This is a genomic window from Apilactobacillus intestinapis (assembly GCF_049166695.1).
In the GTDB taxonomy this organism is placed as follows: Bacteria; Bacillota; Bacilli; order Lactobacillales; family Lactobacillaceae; genus Apilactobacillus; species Apilactobacillus kunkeei_C.
Window position 1 is genome coordinate 303,206 of sequence record NZ_JBMHFD010000001.1, and the last position, 19,382, is coordinate 322,587.

Genomic DNA, 19,382 nt, shown 5'->3' on the forward strand with positions numbered 1-19,382 from the left:
ATCATGAGTAATACCATTTTTTCAGTGGTGGACATTGAGACTACTGGTAGTAGTCAGTCCAACTATACTAATCGAATCATCCAATTTAGTTGTACTTTTGTACAAAACAACAAGATTATTGGATCATTTAATTCATTTATTAATCCTGAAATTAGTATTCCAACTGAAATTACAAAATTAACTGGAATATCAAACCAAACAGTCGTTAATGCACCAACATTTGCCGAAGTAGCAGATAAGATTTATCAGTTACTAGATAAGACAATTTTTGTTGCGCATAACGTCAATTTTGATTTCCCATTTTTAAATTTTGAATTTAAAAGGGTGAATCATAAAGAACTAACTAATAAGGCGATTGATACTGTTACATTAAGTCAATTGCTATTACCAACAGAACCTAGCTACAAACTTACAGATTTAAGTAAAAACTTAAATATTGTTCATGATCATCCACATTCATCAAGCAGTGACGCATTAGCAACTGCTAAAATCTTAATTATCCTATTACATCAGTTGGATAATTTACCAAAGAAGACCGTTAAACAGATTTTAGACATTAATCCTTCCCTTCCGATGGATACTTTAATCATGTTTACACGTGCTTACCATTTAAAACACAAAGATGATAATCCTAAGATTATGAACATTAAGAATCTTAAGGTTAGAAAAATTAAATATCATACTGATAATGACTTTGTAGAGTTGAAATACCCTAATAATAAAAGAAAGAAATCAAAAATGTTTAAAGGGGTTACTCAGTTTAATAATACCGAAAATAAGCTGATGAATTCGATTTATGGAAACTATCATTCGGCTTCAGATAGTAATAATTTATTAATTGAGGAAAATAGGGAGTTTAACTATGACTTTAGTTATTTATTCCCACTTAGTTATCTACTTAAGAAGGATCAAAAGATTGTTATTGCTGGCGATGAAGATTTTAGCTCAGAATCATCATTGGTTACTCAAGTGAAGAACATCAATAAAATCACTTCTGACCGTCTTAGATGTTTGATTGTTCGACCAGTAACTGATTATATCGATTTGGATAAGTTTTCAGATAGTTTAAATGTGGTTAGCAACTCTAAGAATACCGAATTTCTAAAGTGTAAGATTTTGGTTTGGTTAACATTTACCAAAACCGGTGATATTAACGAACTCAAATTGGATAAGGATAATAACCAGAACTACTTCTTAAACGTTGTTAGTGATGAACAAAATAGAGGATACTACATTAAGAAGTTAGCTCATGATTACCAAAACGCTAACGTTATCTTGGTATCTCATGATTATTTATTACAAAACGTTCAAAAGTTGCACCAAAACGACCCATTCTTAGTGATTAAGGATTCTAGAAGGCTAAGTGATAATGCACTAGATAACTACCGAATCCAATTTAAGCTAAGTGAAAACAAGATTATTTGTAATCACATTACTAACTTGATGTATCAAACTCATAACAGAAACGTGTTTGATATCTTTAGTAAAGCTAAAAAGCTTGCTGGCATGGCTAAAAAGATTGAAAACCTATTAGCAAAGAATAGTGATCAGTTCGAAACGATTAAGGATGACTTCCTTAATGCATTTTATTCCAAGAGCAAGCTTAATCGAACTGTTGATGGATACATTGTTAAACCGGATGTTGAAAGATTTAATACATTTGTCTTGAACAAGAAATCATTATTTAACTCAATCTCTAGAAACCAACAAACTATTTTGGACATTGTTGATGACATGAAGAGATCAATTAATCATTTCAATGGTCACGACAAAGCTATCTTATATGCGTTCTTCGATAAGTTAGAAGAATATTGTTCATTTATCGAGAATAACCTAGTCCGTTTATTTAAGCTAAATAAGCTTGGTAAACAACTAGTCTTTGCTTTTAACGTTAATGAAGATAAGGATGTTGAAAATGGACTGTTGTATGGTGGATTAGTTAGAAATGAAAACATTCTACCAAATGAGCTATACAAATACTTCAAAGGGATTATCTTCTTAGATAGTGCTATCTATTCGTCAAAACGTTCTCAATATTTCTACGATAAATTGGAATTAAAACGTCAAAATACACGAATGATTAAGTTCGAAGATGAAAATGATTTAAACGGACAGGTTAATTTGATCTTGGATGAATCCTTACAAATTCCGATGCCACTTGAAAAAGTGATGAAGTATAATAAGAGCAATTCATTTATTCTTACACGTTCAAAACAACGAGTAAAAGAAATTGCTAAGTCCTTATATGAGTCTGACGTCAACGAACACAACGTCATCTTAAGTCAGGATTTCAGCGGAAATGACGACAAAATCGTCAAGAAGATTGTGGTTGATTCACAGAACATAATTGTTGGAAATAATGATTTATTAAAATCGTTACGCAACAAGAATAAACCAATCAATACATTAATCATTGATTCAATGGCTATCGATTCTTTTGATGATATCTACTTACAAGCGCAATATGATTTAATCAACAGTGAGCATGGTAATCCAAATGATGGATTGTCTATCCCATTGAGCATTCTAAATATCAAAGATGCGATTAAAGATGTGATAGAATTATCTGGTTCAAAGGGATTAATTTATCTAAGAGATAAGGAAGTCATTGAAGGACCATATGGTAGTAATCTAATTGACTTAATTCCGAGTCATATTAAGCCACAACTACTTGATAAAAGAAAGATTATCGAAAAACTAAAAAAGGTGTAAGGGAGTCAGAAGATGAACGTTTCGTTTTTAAAGAAGATTAACTATTTCAGAATTTTTAAATGGTTAATCGGAATCATAATCGTTTTATTTTTAATAATCATGGGTCTGTTCCTATGGGCTAGACAGCCACTTTCATCTGCTAAGCACCAAGCGACTACATTGGCGGAAAAGAAGGTTGGTATTAAATCAGTCGATCATTTCTACATGTCTGATTTAAATAGAACTTATTACACTATTGAAGGTCCTAATAAAGACAACCAAAAACAATACGTAATAATTGAAAAGAAGACTGGTAGCATTAATGTTGCCAACGTTAAAGATGGGATTTCAGCAAATGAAGCTAAAAGCGTCGCTAATCAAAAGCAAAGAATTGCAAAATTGATTAGTGTTGCTCCAACAATCTTTAACGAAAAACCTGCCTGGGCAGTTAGTTACTTTAATTCAAAAAATGAATTAAACTATGCTGTTATTGACTTTAAGTCGGGTAAAGTACTTAGATTTATTGCTAACGTATAGATAAAGGGGTATGTTTTAATGGATAAATTTGCAAAGACGATACTTCAATCAGGTCAAACTACTATTTCTAATTATCTATTAAAGAATTATCCTAAATTAGGAATGACTAGTGACCAACTGGTGATTTATCTTCAAATTAAAAGAAACATCGATATAGGTAATTATTTCCCTGATATCAACGACATTACAAATTCAACTGGTTTTTCAAGTGCAAAGGCTTATCAAGTCTTGCATGAACTGGTAGAGAAAAAGTTAATGAGAATTAAGACAATATCAAATACAAAGGGACAAGCGTTTGATGTCTATGATTTCTCTTTAATGTACGAAAAGTTATCAGAATTAGATCAAGAAACCTCAGAAGACGAAACTTCCAGCGAAGTTTTGGAAGGTAACATGGCTTCCAATGAGATTACAGAATCTGATCGTAAAAAGATATTTAATTCTATTGAATCAGAATTCGGTCGACCATTATCACCGATTGAAATTGAAACAATCAATCAATGGATTAATGATGATGAATACAATCCTCAAATGATTAAGTTGGCACTTAGAGAGTCTGTTTTAAATCAGGTATATAGTTTGAAGTATATGGATAGAATTCTAGTCAACTGGGAAAAAGCCAATATCAAGACGCCAGCTGATGTTGAACGTAATCGTCGCAACCATGAACAAAAATTTAACAAGAGCGCTAAATTTAGCGATAAGGGAACACAAAACAAACCAGACATTCCTTTATTTAAAATTGATAAATAAAAAAGCACCTAGAATTTTTCTAGGTGCTTTTTTCGTATCTATAAATTAATGGTTGTTGTTATTGCCATTGTTGTTATTTTGTTGATTATTGTTATTGGCATTATTTGTGTTATTACCATTATTGTTGTTCTGGTTTTGGTTATTTTGTTGATTCTTGTTTGAATCATTATTATTGTTACCGTTTGAACCAGCACTCTTCTTAGCTTCGTTTTTATCTTTTTGAGAATCCTTGTCGTCATCATCATCTGATGATTTGTTTGACTTAGTATCCTTTGTTTGCTTCTTGGTACTATCTAGTACTGATGAAAGTGATCCACCAGCATAACCGGTTGTCTTATCACCTTGAATAGATGAGTAACCGTCTTTGTAGTATTCAGTTTGACCACCAGACTTAACAGCAGTTACGTTGCTTGGTTTTACCCAATCGCTATTAGTTTGGTTTTGAGAAATGTATTGCATTTCGTATTTGTAAATTCTTTGAGCAATATCAGTTTGAGCCGCCGTTAGATAATTACCGGTTTGATATGGGTGATCATATCCTGTCCAAACAGATAGGGCATAGTTTTGAGTATAACCAGTGAACCATGAATCCATAGCTGCATATGCAGGTAGGTAACCATTGTAAGTGTTGTCAGGGTATTGAGTAGTACCCGTCTTACCAGCTTGGTATAAACCAGGAATGTAAGCGGCAGTACCAGAACCATTTGATTGGTTCATAACACCTTTTAGCATTGATGTCATCATGAATGCAGTAGCAGGACTCATTACTTGAGAACCTTCAGAACTGAAGTCATGTGATTCGTTATCAGGAGTAACAACCTTACTAATTAAGTATGGTTTGTGGTATACACCATTGTTAGCGAATGCTGAGTAAGCTGCAGCTTCTTGTTCGGTTGAAATGTATAAACCGATACCATTTTGTAGTGATAATGGATCACTGAATGACATACCTAATGAACTTAAGAAGTCGGTTGCCTTACTTACACCAACGTTTTCAAGTGTTCTGATGGCTGGAATATTTCTTGATTCAACCAATGCCTTGTGCATTGAAATTGTACCTTCATATCTACCATCAAAATCCTTTAGAGTTGTGCTTGTTCCAGCATAAGTGTAAGGAGTATCGTGAACTAATTGATAAGTAGGGTAGTTTAGGTATTCAATTGCTGGACCGTAATCCATTAATGGCTTTGCAGTAGAACCACTTGATCTATCAGTTTGTACGGCTCTATTTAAACCTAATTGAATATCAGTTTTTCTATTACCAATCATGGCGTTAACAGCACCAGTCTTTGGATTTACTAATGTTGCACCAACTTGCATAGTGTTGTTAGGGAATCCAACGGATGCATCGTTATTAGCTAAATCATAAAGTTTCTTTTGCGCAGATAAATCTAAGTTAGTGTAAACCTTCAAACCAGATTGAGTGTTGTAACCCTTGGCTTTAAGTTCTTGAATCACTTGTTTTAGATATGAATCAATATATTTTTCTTTAACAGATTCAAATGAACTGCTCTTAGGATTCTTAACTAAACCAGACTTGATACTTGTCTTTTTAGCATCTGCAGCTTGCTTTTGGGTAATAGCACCATATGATGCCATTGCGTTCAATACTTCGTTTCTTCTTTCTTTTGCATATTGAGGATATACATAAGGGTTGTAGTAACTTGGTGATTGAGGCATACCAGCTAATAAAGCAGTTTGTGCTATAGATAGTTTACTTAATGATTTACCGAAGTAGTATTCTGAAGCAGTTTCCATACCGTATACATTGTTACCCATGTATACCTTATTAATGTAGAATTCTAGAATTTGTTGCTTTGAATATGTGCGTTCAATCTTAAGTGCTAACCATGCTTCTTGAGCCTTTCTCTTGAAAGTTCTATCAGAAGCAGCAGTGGAGAACACTGATAACTTAACTAATTGTTGAGTTAGTGTAGAACCACCTTGAAGATTTAAAGAACCAGAAGTTATGTTTGATAATGAAGCTCCCATAATTCTGATTGGGTCAACACCATGATGCTTGTAGAAACGACGGTCTTCAATTGAGACAATCGCATTCTTTAGTTGGCTAGGAATCTTATCGGACTTAATATAATCTCGATCTTGAACTCCTAGTCGTGAAATAACATGGCCAGAATTGTCGTAAATCTTGGTTGAGTTATCACTTGATAGTGATTGATAACTAATTTCAGGTGCGCTAGAGGCAAAAATCATGAAGACAATGCTTCCTAGCACAATTAGCAATGAAATAAATCCTAATCCACCTACAATGACCTTTTTGATCCATGTAGCGTGTTTAGACGATTTATGTTGCTTTTGGTTTCTTTGGACACGACTGCCCAAGTTAGGATTGTTTTGAGACATTACTATTCTCCTTTACGGTCTATATTAATTCATCCACGGCATCCAAATAAGGTATCGTGGGATTTAATGAATAATTAATTTTATAACCAAGTTCCTCAATTATATCCTTTTTTATGGATTTTTTTCCACCATTATTTTGTTTATCCCAAAAATAAAAGAGGTCGGAAGCCTTAAATAAATAAACTTCATCCAACACTACGAATTTGATAATTGCAAAACAAATTCCACCATTATCAATGCATTTTCTCATATGTTCTACCTGATGTTCATGAAAGTTAGATAGTGGAAACGATGTCTTATTTTTGGTTTCTTTTGCATCGAAATCTATGTATCTTCCTTTATATACACCATTGTAATCGGTAGTAGATGCTTTACGAAAATACGCTTCTTTTATCGTAGCAGCACTTCTTTTAGGATAATCAACTTTAACGATTTGAATAGGGGTTGGTTTTTTGTGTATTACGGCAATATCTTTACTTAAATAATACTCATTGCTTCGATTCAATTCTTCTTCAAGAGTCATTCCACGACCACCATATAATGTTGGTTTTACGTATCTACTCTTGGGTGATGAACTCTTTTTATCCAAGCCGGTATTATAAGACTTACCATTTGGATAACGGATAGCCATGTGTACCACCTTTCAAAAAATAATAAATTATTACTGTAAGTTTATTAATGATATTATACCATTAGTATTGAAAAGTTAATAATAAGGTAGGGGGCGTTACTATCTCAAGACTTTGGGTAACCGGATATCGAAGCTATGAACTAGGCGTGTTTGGTGATAAGGATCCAAAAGAACTAGTTATCAAAAATGTAATCGAAAATAATTTAAAACAAGCAATTGAAGATGGGGTTGATTGGATAATAACTGGTGGTCAAATGGGTGTCGAACAATGGACAGTCGAGGTGGCAGACCAGCTAAAAGAGGAATATCCAGATGAATTTCAAATTTCTATGATGCTACCATTCAAGGAGTTTGGTAACCAATGGAACGAACAAAATCAAATGAAATTATCACAAAGTATTAATAAAGTAGACTTCTCTGCCAGTGTTTCTAATGATCCATATAAATCACCAATGCAGTTAAGAGCATATCAGGATTTTATGCTCAACCACACGGATAAAGCGCTACTAATCTATGATGTTGACAATCCTGGTAAAACACAATATGATTATGAGCAGATTAAAAGATTTTCAGAAATACATGACTATGATTATCATTTAATTGACTTTGACGAACTACAAGAAGCCGCGAATGAGTACCAAAATAATTTAAATAATTTTGAGGAATAAATTGAAAATGTTTAAATTTCTGGTACAATAATACTTGTTCGTGATTATTTATGATATGAGGTGTGAATAATGAACAATATACAATTTACCCCTAAGGACATCTTAGAAAAGACATTTTCTCAAAAGATGAGAGGGTACGATCCAAATGAAGTAGATACTTTCTTGGACGGTATTATCAAGGACTACCAAGCATTCGATAACCGAATCAATAGTCTAGAAAACGAAAACAATCAACTAAGAATGGAAGTACAAAGATTAAAGCAATCTGCTGGTACTGTTACACCAGAACCAAGCGTTTCTCCATCTGGTTATTTCAATGATTCAAATTCAGCACCATCAAATCATGATACTTTAGGTAGAACACGTATTGAAAATGAACTTCTAAAACGTGTATCTAACCTAGAACAACGTGTATTTGGTTCTACTGAAGGACCAAGTAGCATCGACAGATATTAATCGTTAATAACTGGTGTATGTTCTGAGTAATCGCGGTCAACTTATGTTGGCTGAGGAAAGTCCACTCTCGCACAAGCTGCGATGCTTGTAGTGTTCGTGCTCGGTGAAAAAATAAGCCGGGGGACTACAATTTGTAGTAATGGCGAAGAAACGAGCTAAGGTTTTGCTATGCTTTAGTACTTCTGAAAGTGCCACAGTGACGATACAGGATCGGAAACGATACTGGTGGAACGCGGTAAACCCCGCGAGCGGGAAACCCAAACTTTGGTAGGGGAGCTTCACACACGGAAATTGAACCAAGTGTGGGGGAGAAATTTATTTCTCAGATAGATGATTACTACTTTATATTTAAAGGCCTGACTTAAATATAAAGCACAAAACATGGCTTACAGGAATGTACACCATTCAGGAAAAGGGTGGAAGTTTTCTTCCTCCCTTTTTTTATTGAAAATAAATAATTCATAAAAAGGATGAATTAAATGAAAACTTTTAAATTAATGGCAACTTGTGCCGCCGGAATTGAAGCTTTAGTTGATAGAGAACTTCGTGACTTGGGTTATGAAGTGCAGGTCGAAAACGGAAGAGTTAGATTCGAAGGAACAATTGAAGACATTATCAATACTAACCTTTGGTTAAGAACCGCCGATCGTGTTGAAATTATTGTTGGTGAATTCGAAGCCAAGACTTTTGAAGACCTATTCCAAAATGTTAAAGCACTTCCTTGGGACGAATTGTTACCAATGGATGCTCAATTTCCGATGAATGGACGTTCTCACAACTCTGCATTACACAGTGTTCCAGACGTTCAAGCAATCGCTAAAAAGGCTGTAGTAAATAAGTTAAATGAAACTTATCACCGTCGTACAAGACTTCCAGAAACCGGTCAACTTTACAAGCTTGAAACTAGAATTAATAAAGATCACGTTATGGTCACTCTAGATACAACTGGTGAAAGTTTATTCAAACGTGGATACCGTGTTGCCAAAGGTCCTGCACCCATCAAGGAAAACATGGCTGCAGCACTAATCATGTTAACCAGTTGGTACCCAGACATGCCTTTCTTAGATCCAATGTGTGGTTCTGGAACTATTCCAATTGAAGCAGCTATGATTGCAAGAAACATTGCACCTGGTTTTAACCGTGAATTCTCATGTGAAAAATGGGATTGGGTAGATGAAGACGTCGTTGAAGATGTTCGAAACAAAGCTGATGAAAAAGCTGACTACGATAAAGAATTAGATATCATGGCTTCTGATGTAGATGGAAACATGATTGATATTGCTAAAGTTAATGCTCAAGAAGTTGGATTACTTCATGATATTCAATTTAAGCAATTATCTGTTCTAGATTTCAAGACTGACAAGATTAATGGCGTAGTTGTTTCAAACCCACCATACGGTGAACGACTAAGTGATAAACAAGAAGTTCGTAAGCTATACAAGGGCTTAGGACGCGTATTTAAACCAATGACTAGTTGGTCTAAGTACTTCCTTACATCAGATTTGGAATTTGATAAGTTCTACGGACAAGCTCCAACTAAGACTCGTAAACTATACAATGGTTACTTAAGAACCGATTATTTCCAATTCTGGGGTAAAAAGATTAGAAAATAAAGGGTGTATATATTGACCAAGAAAATAGCAATTATTGGTGGCGGAATTGTCGGATCAACGGCTGCTTATTTCCTAAGCCAACTAGATTCTGGTAATGATTTTGAAGTAACCATGTTTGATGATGGTAATGGACAAGCCACAAAGGCAGCTGCAGGTATCATTTCACCATGGTTATCAAAGAGAAGAAACAAAAAATGGTATAACTTAGCCCGTGATGGCGCAACATTGTTAAAACAAATATCTAAGCAATCCAAAATGCCTGGAAGTATTTACAACCAATGCGGTACCATCATTACGCGTGAAGATTCTGAAAAGTTAAAGGAACTTTATCAATTAGCTGAAGAACGTCGCGCAGAAACTGATACAATTGGTGAAATTAAAGAACTCACTTCAGATGAAGTAATGAGATTTGTTCCGATTATTGATAGTTCATATCCTGGAGTATTTGTCTCAGGTGGTGCTAGATTGAATGGTGATAAATACGCCAGTCATTTGACTAAGATCGCTAAGAAAAAGAATTTAACAATAATCAAACAACCTGTATCAATTAATAAAGATGGTAATGTTGAATTAGATGGACAAGTCCTAGAATTCGATAATATCATCTTAGCAACTGGTGCTTGGACAAAGAATATTTTAAAAGAACTTCCTTTAGATGTTGATGTTAGACCACAAAAGGGACAATTAATCGAATTATCTACCACTCAAATCCTTGGTGCTAACGTTGATATGCCGGTTTTGATGCCTGAAGGTGAATCAGATTTCATCCCATTAGGTAATGGACGTTTAATTGTGGGAGCTAGTCATGAAAATGATAAGGGGTTTGATTTATCTGCCGATGCGGATATTATTGATGAACTATTAAATAGTGCTCACAGTATGTCTAATCAAATTAATGCTGAAAACTTAATTAGGGTAAAAATTGGAACCAGAGCTTATACATCCGATTTTGCTCCATTCTTTGGACGCATCCCTGGATACGAAAAAATCCTAGTCGGCAGTGGACTAGGATCATCTGGTTTAACAACTGGACCTTTAGTAGGTAAGATTTTAGCAGAAATGATTGCTGATAAAGTCGATTACGATCTCGATGAGTATCGCAAACCAATTGAAAATTATATTAAATTAGTAAAATAAGTGAAGGGCCTGTGTCGCAAGATTATGGGCACCTTCATTTTTTGTATCCGGAATCCAATTATTGATTACCATGCTGTACTTAGCTTGTTCTTCTAGAATTTGATCAACATATTCTTGATAATGTTTAGCGTATTGTTTTTCCAAACTTTCATGAACAATTTTACTGTCTGTATAATAAACAATGATTGAGTCCTTATTGGTTAAAGGTGAAATCGCTTTAAAGCCGAGGAGACAAGCTTCAAACTCTGCTTCATGATTGTCTTTTGAAGTTAATTTAAGTTTTTCTTGGTATTGTTCACTATCATGAACAATTAAAATTCCACAAGAACTGTTCCCAGAATTGTTCATTGTGGCCGCATCAGTGTATAATTTAAACATAATCTAATTCTCCAAAGGAAGGTTTTACTTAATGATAACCCAAAAACGAACATTTTTATACCAGCCAGAACCTTTGTATACAGTAATCACCTGGGCTTGGACCTTTGCTCTTCTATTTATTGGAATTATTTTCTGGCTTGAAGTAACAGTGATTCAATGGATTACAATCTTTTTCTTTTTAGTATTCTTCTTATTTGCGATTTTTCAAATTATTTTTAGAAGAATCACCATTGAAAATGATAAAATAACAGTAAGTAAGCTAATGAATCCAAAATGGTTGGAAGCAAATATTAGCGATATTGATAACGTTAGTTTCACTAAGCATACTGCTGACATTGAAGTTAACAAAAAGCACTACAGATTGTTATTACCTGTCAATTCAATAATTGAGCTAAGCAACTTACTTAAAAAATAAATTACATAATTCTAGGAGATGTTCTTACCATGAAAACAGATATTGAAATTTCACAATCAGCTGAGTTAAAAAACATTAGCGAAATTGCATCAAGTTTAAATATAAGTGACGATCAAATGGATCCTTATGGTAAATATAAAGCGAAAATCAACTTACCATTTGCTGGTTCAAAAAACGGTAAACTGATTTTAGTAACATCAATTAATCCAACCGCTGCTGGTGAAGGTAAAACAACTTTAACCATCGGTTTAGGTGACGCATTCCACAGAATTAATAAGTCTGTTGCAATCGCACTAAGGGAACCATCACTTGGACCTGTTATGGGAATTAAGGGTGGTGCTACTGGTGGTGGATATGCTCAAGTAGCTCCAATGGAAGATATTAACCTATTCTTTACTGGTGATTTTCCTGCTATTACTGAAGCACATGACACCTTATCAGCATTAATTGATAATCACATTCATCATGGTAACAAGTTAAACATTGATCCTAGAACAATTACCTGGAAGAGAGTCGTTGATATTAACGACAGAGAATTAAGAAACGTAATCGTTGGATTGGGTGGACGTACGTCTGGTGTCCCTCGTGAAGATGGCTTTGACATTACTGTTGCAAGTGAAATCATGGCAGTTTTATGTTTAAGTGAAGATTTAAACGACTTAAAAGAAAAATTAGGTAAAATCCTAATTGGTTACAACTACGATAGACAACCAGTTACTGTTAGTGATTTGGGTGTTACTGGTGCATTGGCATTACTATTAAAGGATGCAATCAAGCCCAACTTAGTGCAAACACTAGAACACACCCCAGCATTCATTCATGGTGGACCTTTTGCTAATATCGCTCATGGTTGTAACAGTATTTTAGCTACTAAAGCAGCCATTCAACATGCGGATTACGCAATTACCGAAGCTGGTTTCGGTGCTGATTTAGGTGGAGAAAAGTTCCTAGACATTACATCTGAAAAGTTAGGTCAATGTCCAGATGCGATTGTTATTGTTGCCACTGTTAGAGCATTAAAGCTAAATGGTGGTGTTAACAAGAACGACCTAGATCAAGAAAACGTAGATGCATTACTAAAGGGTGCTAAGAACTTAGGTAGACACATTGCTAACATGAAGCAATACAACAAACCGGTTGTAGTTGCTGTAAATGAATTTACCAGCGATACTGAAAAAGAAATTAACGCACTAAACGATTACATCAAAGAACAAGGTGTAAAGCCATTCAATACAACTGTATGGGAAAATGGTGGAGCAGGTGCCACTGAATTAGCTGAAGAATTAGTTGATGTATGTGACAACAATCAAGAATTTAAACCACTATACAACAACGATGATGACTTTATGGATAAGCTAAACGCCATCGTTACTAAAATCTATGGCGGAAATGGTGTTGTATTAAGTAATAAAGCTAAGACACAACTAAAGAAATTAGTTAAAAACGGTTGGGACAAATTACCAATCTGTGTGGCTAAAACTCAATACTCATTCACTGATAATGCTAAAGAATTAGGTGCACCTGTTGACTTCTCAATTAATGTTTCTGACATCCAACCTAAACTAGGTGCTGGTTTCATCGTTGTATTAACTGGTAAGATTCTAACAATGCCTGGTTTACCTTCACATCCAGCCGCTTTAGACATGGATATTGATAATGATGGTAAGATTACCGGACTATTCTAAAGGAGTTTTTCAATGCCAATTGTATATATTTTAATTAGCCTATGTGCTCTTGTTGGAATTGATCAAGCAATCAAAATTTGGATTTCTGCAAACATTTCAGAAACATCAAGTACAACAATCATCCCTGGAGTATTATCAATTACCAATCTGCATAATAGTGGTGCTGCTTGGAGTATCTTGGAAGGCCAACAATGGTTATTTTCCATTATTACCTTAGTAGCAGTCGTAGCGATTGTTTATTTTATGATAAAATTAAAGGGTAGAAAGCTTTATTTAACGAGTACAACAATTTTATTAGCTGGAATTTTAGGGAACTTCATTAACCGTTTCTTACAAGGTTATGTAGTTGATATGTTCCAAGTTGATTTTATTAATTTCCCAGTGTTTAACTTCGCAGATATCTGCATTACATTTGGAATTATCTTGTTATTTTTTGCAATATTAAGAGATGGTGATTTAGATTAAAGATACAGTAACTTATACAGTCACAAAAGGAAATGTTCGACTAGACAAATCATTAACTGATAACGTTGAAGATTTAAGTCGTTCAAGAGCCAAAAGTTTGATTGAAGACGGATTAGTTTTGGTGGATGGGCAAAAGAAAAAGGCAAAATACGATGTTAAAGACGGTGAAGTAATTCAGGTAACCATTCCTGAACCAGAAACAATGAACGTTGAACCTGAAAACATCAACATTGATATTGTATATGAGGATGATGATGTAATTGTCGTCAATAAGCCGCAAGGAATGGTTGTTCATCCTTCTCCAGGGCATCCTGATCATACGTTAGTGAATGCATTACTTTATCATTCACCACTTTCAACAATTAATGGAACCTATAGACCAGGAATTGTTCATAGAATTGATAAAGATACATCTGGTCTATTAATGGTTGCCAAGAATAATTATGCTCATGAATCTTTATCCAACCAATTAAAGGATAAATCAAACATTCGTGAATATATTGCGTTAGTACATGGAAATATCAAGGAAAATAGTGGCGTTATTAACGCACCAATTGGTAGATCTAAAAAAGACCGTAAAAAACAGGCAATCGTAGATGATGGAAAGAATGCCGTTACTCATTTTAAAGTCCTAGAACGATTCGGTGGAGAATATACACTTGTTTCATGTGTCTTAGAAACAGGTCGTACGCACCAAATTAGAGTTCATATGAAGTATATTGGTCATCCACTTGCTGGAGATCCTCTATACGGACCAAAGAACACTTTAAAGGGTAATGGGCAATTCTTACATGCTAAGAAATTAGGCTTCGTTCATCCAAAAACCAACGAACAAATGATTTTTGAAACACCATTGCCAGAGATTTTTGAACAAACAATTACTAAATTAAGAAATAAGTACAATCAAAAATAGGAGGATTTGTAATGAGTAAAGTCGTTGTTGATAAAATGGCCATGCAAAGAGCGTTAACTCGTATTACTTACGAAATTATCGAAAAAAACAAAGGGGTAAATAACCTAGTATTGGTTGGAATTAAGACTCGTGGTATTTATCTTGCTAAACGCATTGCTAACCGTTTACAAAAACTTGAAAACAAAGAAGTTCCTGTTGTTGGAATCGACGTTACAAAGTATCGTGATGATATTCAACACACTGACAACGAACCAGCAGTCCTTTCTGATGAAGCTGTTTCATTAAAGGACAAAAACATCATCTTAGTTGATGACGTTTTATTCACTGGTAGAACTATTAACGCTGCCTTATCAGCAATTGCTGAGTTAGGTCGTCCTAAGAACATCAGATTAGCTGTATTAGTTGATCGTGGACACCGTGAATTACCAATTAGAGCTGACTTTGTTGGTAAGAACATTCCAACTTCAAAACAAGAAATCATCAATGTTCAAGTTGATGAAATCGATGATCAAGATTCTGTTGAAATTGATGAAAAGTAACTCTTAAATAAAATATTTAAGGAGATTGTTGTTATGACCACTAGATATTTAATATTAGAAGATGGAACTTCATATAAAGGTAAAGCCTTCGGGGCTGAAGCAACCACAACTGGAGAAATTATTGTAAATTCTAATATGTTAGGCTATCAAGAAGTTATAACAAATCAAATTTACCATAATCAAATCATTGTGTTTACACAGCCATCTATTGGTAATACTGGAATTAACCACAAAAGTTTTGAAGCGATTGTAACTAATTCAAAAGGGGTAGTTGTTAAAGAATACTCCAATATTTCCACCAATAGATTAGGAAACTTAAACTTAGATTTATTTTTAAAGCAACACAACATTCCTGGTATTGCTGGAATTGATACTAGAGAATTAACACGTCGCTTAAATCGAAAACAAACAATGAAGGCAAGTATTGTTGATATGGATGATGAACATGCTTTTGATCAACTTCATGCAACGGTGCTTACTAACCAACAAGTAAATCAAGTTTCTACCAAAGCGCCATTTCCAAATACTGGTGATGGATACAATATTGTATTGATTGATTTCGGTCTTAAATACGGTATTTTACGTAAGTTGGCTGACCTTGATTGTAATGTTATTGTGATGCCATTTGAAACAACTAGTCAGGAAATCTTTGATTTAGACCCTGATGGTGTTGTTTTATCAACCGGACCTGGTTCTCCAAGAGATTTACCAGATTCTGTCCTACAGATGATTAGAGAGGTCCAAAAAGAAATCCCAATGTTTGCGATGGGATTAGGACATGAATTGTTTGCATTAGCAAATGATGCCAACGTTTACAAATTAGACGGTGAACATCACGGTAGTAATCATCCAATTAGACAAGTTATTACCAATCAAATCATTTATGCATCACAAAGCGAAGGATATGCTGTTGATCCTAAATCAATCATCCATGATCAGTTGTTGATTACATATGTTGATTTAGTTAATGGTACTGTCCAAGGTATCAGACATCGTGATTATCCTGCTTTTTCTGTTCAATTCTCACCGGATGGTGGACCTGGTCCACAAGATAGTGCAGACTTGTTTGAAGAATTTCTAGAAAACGTTAGCTCACAAAGGAGATAACTAATGATAGATAATAAAATCAAGAAGGTATTAATTTTAGGTGGTGGACCTTCTAAAATTGGTAGTGAAACTGAGCTTGATGCTGCTGCATTTCAAATGATGACAGCCTTAAAGAAAAATGGCGTTCAAGTTTTAGTGATTGATAATAATCCTTTTTCACTTACACTTTCAGAAGTTCAACCGGCTAATGTCTTTATAAAAGAAATTAATTTAAAAAATGTTCTTGATGTAATTAAGAAGGAATCTCCTGATGCAATTATTCCAATCGCAGGGGGATTAAGAGCAATTCACGTTACACAGGAACTATTAAACCAAGGAATTCTAAGTGATTTAGGAGTCCGTGTTTTAGGGATCTCTAAAGAGTCCTTAAAGGTTATTAATAATCCAGATAAGATGAAGATTGCTATTAATAGCATTGATGAACCTGCAGTACCTTCTAAAATCGTTAGAAGTGAATCCGAAGCATTTGAAGTAGTTCGAGAAATTGGTTTCCCAGTTAACATTAAAAAAGTTAACCATAAGGAAAGCACTGAAAGAATCATCTGTAATAATGCTGAAGAACTTTCTGACATGCTAGAAGACGAATTTCAAGACGACAGCGTATGTATCATTGAAAAGAGCATTGTTGGTTACAAACAAATCGAAACTGTTGCCGTAAGAGATCAAACCAACACCAAGATTCTAATTAGTGGTTTGGAAAATATCGATGCTGTTGGTGTCCATTCTGGTGATTCAATCGTAATTTCACCGGTTCAAACACTGGGTGATATTGAGTACCAAAGTTTAAGAACTGCAACATTTAAGATGATGGACTTATTAAACATCGTTGGTTTATGCCACATTCAATTTGCGCTAGATCCCAATGATGGTAGCAATTACTACATCACAAAGATTAATCCAATGATTAATAGTAGTTCAGCCTTAGCTGCTAGATCTACAGGCTATCCATTGGTTTACGTATGTACAAATCTTTTGTTAGGTAATTCATTACCAGAAATTCAATTACACGCTAATTACCACCGTTTGACACCAATCATGGAACCAACATTAGACCACGTTGTAATTAAGATGCCGGTTTGGCCATTTGATAATGTCCCAGAAGCTAATCAACATCTAAATACTACTATGAAGTCTGTTGGTTCAACGATTGGGGTAGGTAGAACCGTTGAAGAAGCAATGTTGAAAGCTTTGCGTAGCTCGCAATTCTCACCTCGTGATGTTCTACCCAGCATGTATGAAATCAGTAGTGATGAATTAATCAGTCAATTGATTCATCCTAAGTCAGATCGTTTATTAGTGCTAATTGAAGCTCTAAGACGTGGTTACCAAGTTGATGAATTAGAAGAATTAACCAAGATTAATCAATTCTATTTCTACAAGTTAAAGGAATTGTTGGATGTAGAAGAACTAATTATTAAAGAACCAATGAAACTAAGCACCATTGAAGTTGCTCATGATCATGGCTTTGGTGATGGTATGATGGCTGAAACTTGGCACCAACCAATCGAAAAAGTAAGAGAGTTATACCATGCTGCTGGTGAATACCCAACATATAAGGCAATTGAACCTTCAGCTGGTGAATTTGATCAAAACATTCGTTCATTCTATAGTAGTTATGAAATAGAAAACGAATCTAGTCAAGAATCAGAAAAGACCGCTTTAGTAATCGGTCGTGGTGGAAACAAGTTAGGTCCTAATACGGCTGCTGATTACTACACAGCTGAAATGTTAATCCAACTACACAGAATCGGTTACAAGACAATTGTCATGAATAACAATCCAAACGCATTATCACTAAGTCCACAAATTAGTGATAAACAATATATTGAACCAATTCAATTAGGGGCAATTCTAAACATTATTGAACTGGAAAAACCAGTTAGAGTATTTATTCCAGGAAACAGACATTTCCTACTAAAACAATTGAAGAAATACACTGATTTAAACGTTCAAGTATTGCCACCTGATCAAGAAACAGGGGTTGTTTTACCTAAGGATGTTACTTATGCATTGAACTTCTTTGTGACTCAAGATGAAAGTTACTTTATCTCAACAGAAAAGTTAATTAGCAATAATAAGAGTGACTTAGATTATGTAACTGCATACGAGACACCATATGTATTAGATGATGAAGCATTACAAAGAGATATCGAAGAATCTAAATCTCATATTCAAAGTTCCAATTGGATTGGATTAGTCCAAATTTTGTTTAACCAAAATAAGAAGGGCGAATCAGAGTATGTTGGTATTAGGCCACTACGTTTAACTGAAACAATATTCTTAAGCAGAGCAACTGGAATTAATTGGGTTAGGGCACTTGTTCGTTTCTACACCAAGAGATTGGATATTAACGAATTAATGAAGAATATGCCTGATATGTCTAACAGAGTTACTCATATGCAAGCAACCTTCCCATTCAAACAATTAAATGTCAAAGTTGATCACGCTAATAGTTCCCAAGAAGTAGGGGCTAAAATCAAATTTAGATTAGTCGATGACAAATAAAAAGCATTCCATTTTGGAATGCTTTTTTTAATAGACGCAGACGCCCTTTTTTACTTAATATAACCATCTTTGGTAATTGTGATGTTCTTCTTAAATGAAGTACTACCAGAGTCAGTTTCACTAATACCAACAAATTTATTGTCGTTAACCTTCTTTAAATTGTAAATTTTGATGTTAACTTGTTCTTCGTCGTACTTGATGTTGAAAGTAATTTCGCCACCGTTATTTTTAAATGTTCCGATATTATCACTATAATTGTTTGGATTCTTATAGATTCCATTTAGATCAGATTTGTCTTCAGCAATTAATACTTGGTTATTCTTGTTGAAATATAGATATGTAACATCTGAGTCTTGGTTTATCATTTTCCAAATAACTTTTTTGTTTTCATCAGCTTTTACAAGCAATCCAGCATTGTTATTTGTAAATTGATAAAATTTACCATTATCAATGGTGTTTCTAATCCCAAAAACAACCAATATAATTATTATCCCAATAATTAAATATGTAGATCTTTTTAACTTT

The 19,382-nt window shown here is 34.3% G+C and carries 18 protein-coding genes and 1 other RNA gene; 15 read left to right on the top strand and 4 right to left on the bottom strand.

Features of this window, described 5'->3' with window-relative positions; genetic code table 11:
* The first annotated feature begins 3 nt into the window (after positions 1 to 3).
* Genes ACOMA7_RS01695 through ACOMA7_RS01705 form a run of 3 tightly spaced genes read left to right on the top strand, consistent with a single transcriptional unit; the run spans position 4 to position 3,981 of the window.
* Positions 4 to 2,712 carry an exonuclease domain-containing protein gene (locus ACOMA7_RS01695; RefSeq protein ID WP_421391562.1) on the top strand — a complete coding sequence of 903 codons (2,709 nt, stop codon included), beginning with the start codon at positions 4 to 6 and terminating at the stop codon, positions 2,710 to 2,712.
* 12 nt (positions 2,713 to 2,724) lie between these two features.
* Entirely contained in the window at positions 2,725 to 3,228 is a 504-nt protein-coding gene (locus tag ACOMA7_RS01700; RefSeq protein ID WP_263501104.1) for a cell wall elongation regulator TseB-like domain-containing protein, read from the top strand.
* An 18-nt stretch (positions 3,229 to 3,246) separates the two neighbouring features.
* Positions 3,247 to 3,981: a DnaD domain-containing protein gene (locus ACOMA7_RS01705; protein ID WP_421391564.1), complete on the top strand. Its 735-nt coding sequence runs from the start codon at positions 3,247 to 3,249 to the stop codon at positions 3,979 to 3,981.
* Positions 3,982 to 4,026: 45 nt separating this feature from the next.
* On the opposite strand, the gene ACOMA7_RS01710 is transcribed toward ACOMA7_RS01705, so the two are convergent.
* Positions 4,027 to 6,345 carry a PBP1A family penicillin-binding protein gene (locus ACOMA7_RS01710; RefSeq protein WP_301945460.1) on the bottom strand — a complete coding sequence of 773 codons (2,319 nt, stop codon included), beginning with the start codon at positions 6,343 to 6,345 and terminating at the stop codon, positions 4,027 to 4,029.
* Positions 6,346 to 6,364: 19 nt separating this feature from the next.
* Entirely contained in the window at positions 6,365 to 6,976 is a 612-nt protein-coding gene (gene recU / locus ACOMA7_RS01715) for a Holliday junction resolvase RecU (RefSeq protein WP_054608139.1), read from the bottom strand.
* A 101-nt stretch (positions 6,977 to 7,077) separates the two neighbouring features.
* Here recU and ACOMA7_RS01720 point away from each other — a divergent pair, with 101 nt between their 5' ends.
* The 5 genes from ACOMA7_RS01720 (at position 7,078) to ACOMA7_RS01740 (ending at position 10,850) form a co-directional block, all read left to right on the top strand.
* Positions 7,078 to 7,644 (top strand): SLOG family protein, encoded by a 567-nt coding sequence (locus tag ACOMA7_RS01720; RefSeq protein WP_301945551.1) that lies wholly within the window; start codon positions 7,078 to 7,080, stop codon positions 7,642 to 7,644.
* A 69-nt stretch (positions 7,645 to 7,713) separates the two neighbouring features.
* Positions 7,714 to 8,100, top strand: coding sequence for a cell division regulator GpsB (gene gpsB, locus ACOMA7_RS01725; protein WP_034531132.1), 387 nt, complete (start codon positions 7,714 to 7,716; stop codon positions 8,098 to 8,100).
* A gap of 18 nt (positions 8,101 to 8,118) precedes the next feature.
* An RNA gene (gene rnpB, locus ACOMA7_RS01730) (RNase P RNA component class B) lies at positions 8,119 to 8,494 on the top strand.
* 85 nt (positions 8,495 to 8,579) lie between these two features.
* Positions 8,580 to 9,713 carry a THUMP domain-containing class I SAM-dependent RNA methyltransferase gene (locus ACOMA7_RS01735; protein ID WP_421391568.1) on the top strand — a complete coding sequence of 378 codons (1,134 nt, stop codon included), beginning with the start codon at positions 8,580 to 8,582 and terminating at the stop codon, positions 9,711 to 9,713.
* A 12-nt stretch (positions 9,714 to 9,725) separates the two neighbouring features.
* Positions 9,726 to 10,850, top strand: coding sequence for an NAD(P)/FAD-dependent oxidoreductase (locus ACOMA7_RS01740; RefSeq protein WP_421391570.1), 1,125 nt, complete (start codon positions 9,726 to 9,728; stop codon positions 10,848 to 10,850).
* On the opposite strand, the gene ACOMA7_RS01745 is transcribed toward ACOMA7_RS01740, so the two are convergent.
* Positions 10,839 to 11,228, bottom strand: coding sequence for a ribonuclease HI family protein (locus ACOMA7_RS01745; protein WP_034533593.1), 390 nt, complete (start codon positions 11,226 to 11,228; stop codon positions 10,839 to 10,841). The two genes, ACOMA7_RS01740 and ACOMA7_RS01745, sit on opposite strands and share 12 nt — an antisense overlap.
* A 31-nt stretch (positions 11,229 to 11,259) precedes the next feature.
* Between ACOMA7_RS01745 and ACOMA7_RS01750 the strand changes: the two genes are divergently transcribed.
* Genes ACOMA7_RS01750 through ACOMA7_RS01780 form a run of 7 tightly spaced genes read left to right on the top strand, consistent with a single transcriptional unit; the run spans position 11,260 to position 18,857 of the window.
* The gene (locus ACOMA7_RS01750) at positions 11,260 to 11,643 is read left to right on the top strand and encodes an EbsA family protein (protein ID WP_054605557.1); all 384 of its coding nucleotides are present in this window, start codon (positions 11,260 to 11,262) and stop codon (positions 11,641 to 11,643) included.
* A gap of 29 nt (positions 11,644 to 11,672) precedes the next feature.
* A complete protein-coding gene (locus ACOMA7_RS01755; RefSeq protein ID WP_414826894.1) occupies positions 11,673 to 13,328 on the top strand; it encodes a formate--tetrahydrofolate ligase in 1,656 nt (551 codons plus the stop codon).
* 12 nt (positions 13,329 to 13,340) lie between these two features.
* Entirely contained in the window at positions 13,341 to 13,793 is a 453-nt protein-coding gene (gene lspA / locus ACOMA7_RS01760; RefSeq protein ID WP_034533602.1) for a signal peptidase II, read from the top strand.
* Positions 13,789 to 14,706 carry an RluA family pseudouridine synthase gene (locus tag ACOMA7_RS01765; protein ID WP_301945550.1) on the top strand — a complete coding sequence of 306 codons (918 nt, stop codon included), beginning with the start codon at positions 13,789 to 13,791 and terminating at the stop codon, positions 14,704 to 14,706. The genes lspA and ACOMA7_RS01765 overlap by 5 nt, the downstream gene beginning before the upstream one ends.
* A gap of 11 nt (positions 14,707 to 14,717) precedes the next feature.
* Positions 14,718 to 15,245, top strand: a complete 528-nt coding sequence (pyrR, locus tag ACOMA7_RS01770; protein WP_034531143.1) for a bifunctional pyr operon transcriptional regulator/uracil phosphoribosyltransferase PyrR — start codon at positions 14,718 to 14,720, stop codon at positions 15,243 to 15,245.
* 33 nt (positions 15,246 to 15,278) lie between these two features.
* The gene (locus tag ACOMA7_RS01775; RefSeq protein ID WP_041152254.1) at positions 15,279 to 16,352 is read left to right on the top strand and encodes a carbamoyl phosphate synthase small subunit; all 1,074 of its coding nucleotides are present in this window, start codon (positions 15,279 to 15,281) and stop codon (positions 16,350 to 16,352) included.
* 3 nt (positions 16,353 to 16,355) lie between these two features.
* Positions 16,356 to 18,857 carry a carbamoyl phosphate synthase preATP-grasp domain-containing protein gene (locus tag ACOMA7_RS01780; protein ID WP_421391575.1) on the top strand — a complete coding sequence of 834 codons (2,502 nt, stop codon included), beginning with the start codon at positions 16,356 to 16,358 and terminating at the stop codon, positions 18,855 to 18,857.
* 50 nt (positions 18,858 to 18,907) lie between these two features.
* Here the strand turns inward: ACOMA7_RS01780 and ACOMA7_RS01785 are convergent, their stop codons facing one another.
* Positions 18,908 to 19,336 (bottom strand): hypothetical protein, encoded by a 429-nt coding sequence (locus tag ACOMA7_RS01785; RefSeq protein ID WP_421391577.1) that lies wholly within the window; start codon positions 19,334 to 19,336, stop codon positions 18,908 to 18,910.
* Between the last annotated feature and the right edge of the window lie 46 nt (positions 19,337 to 19,382).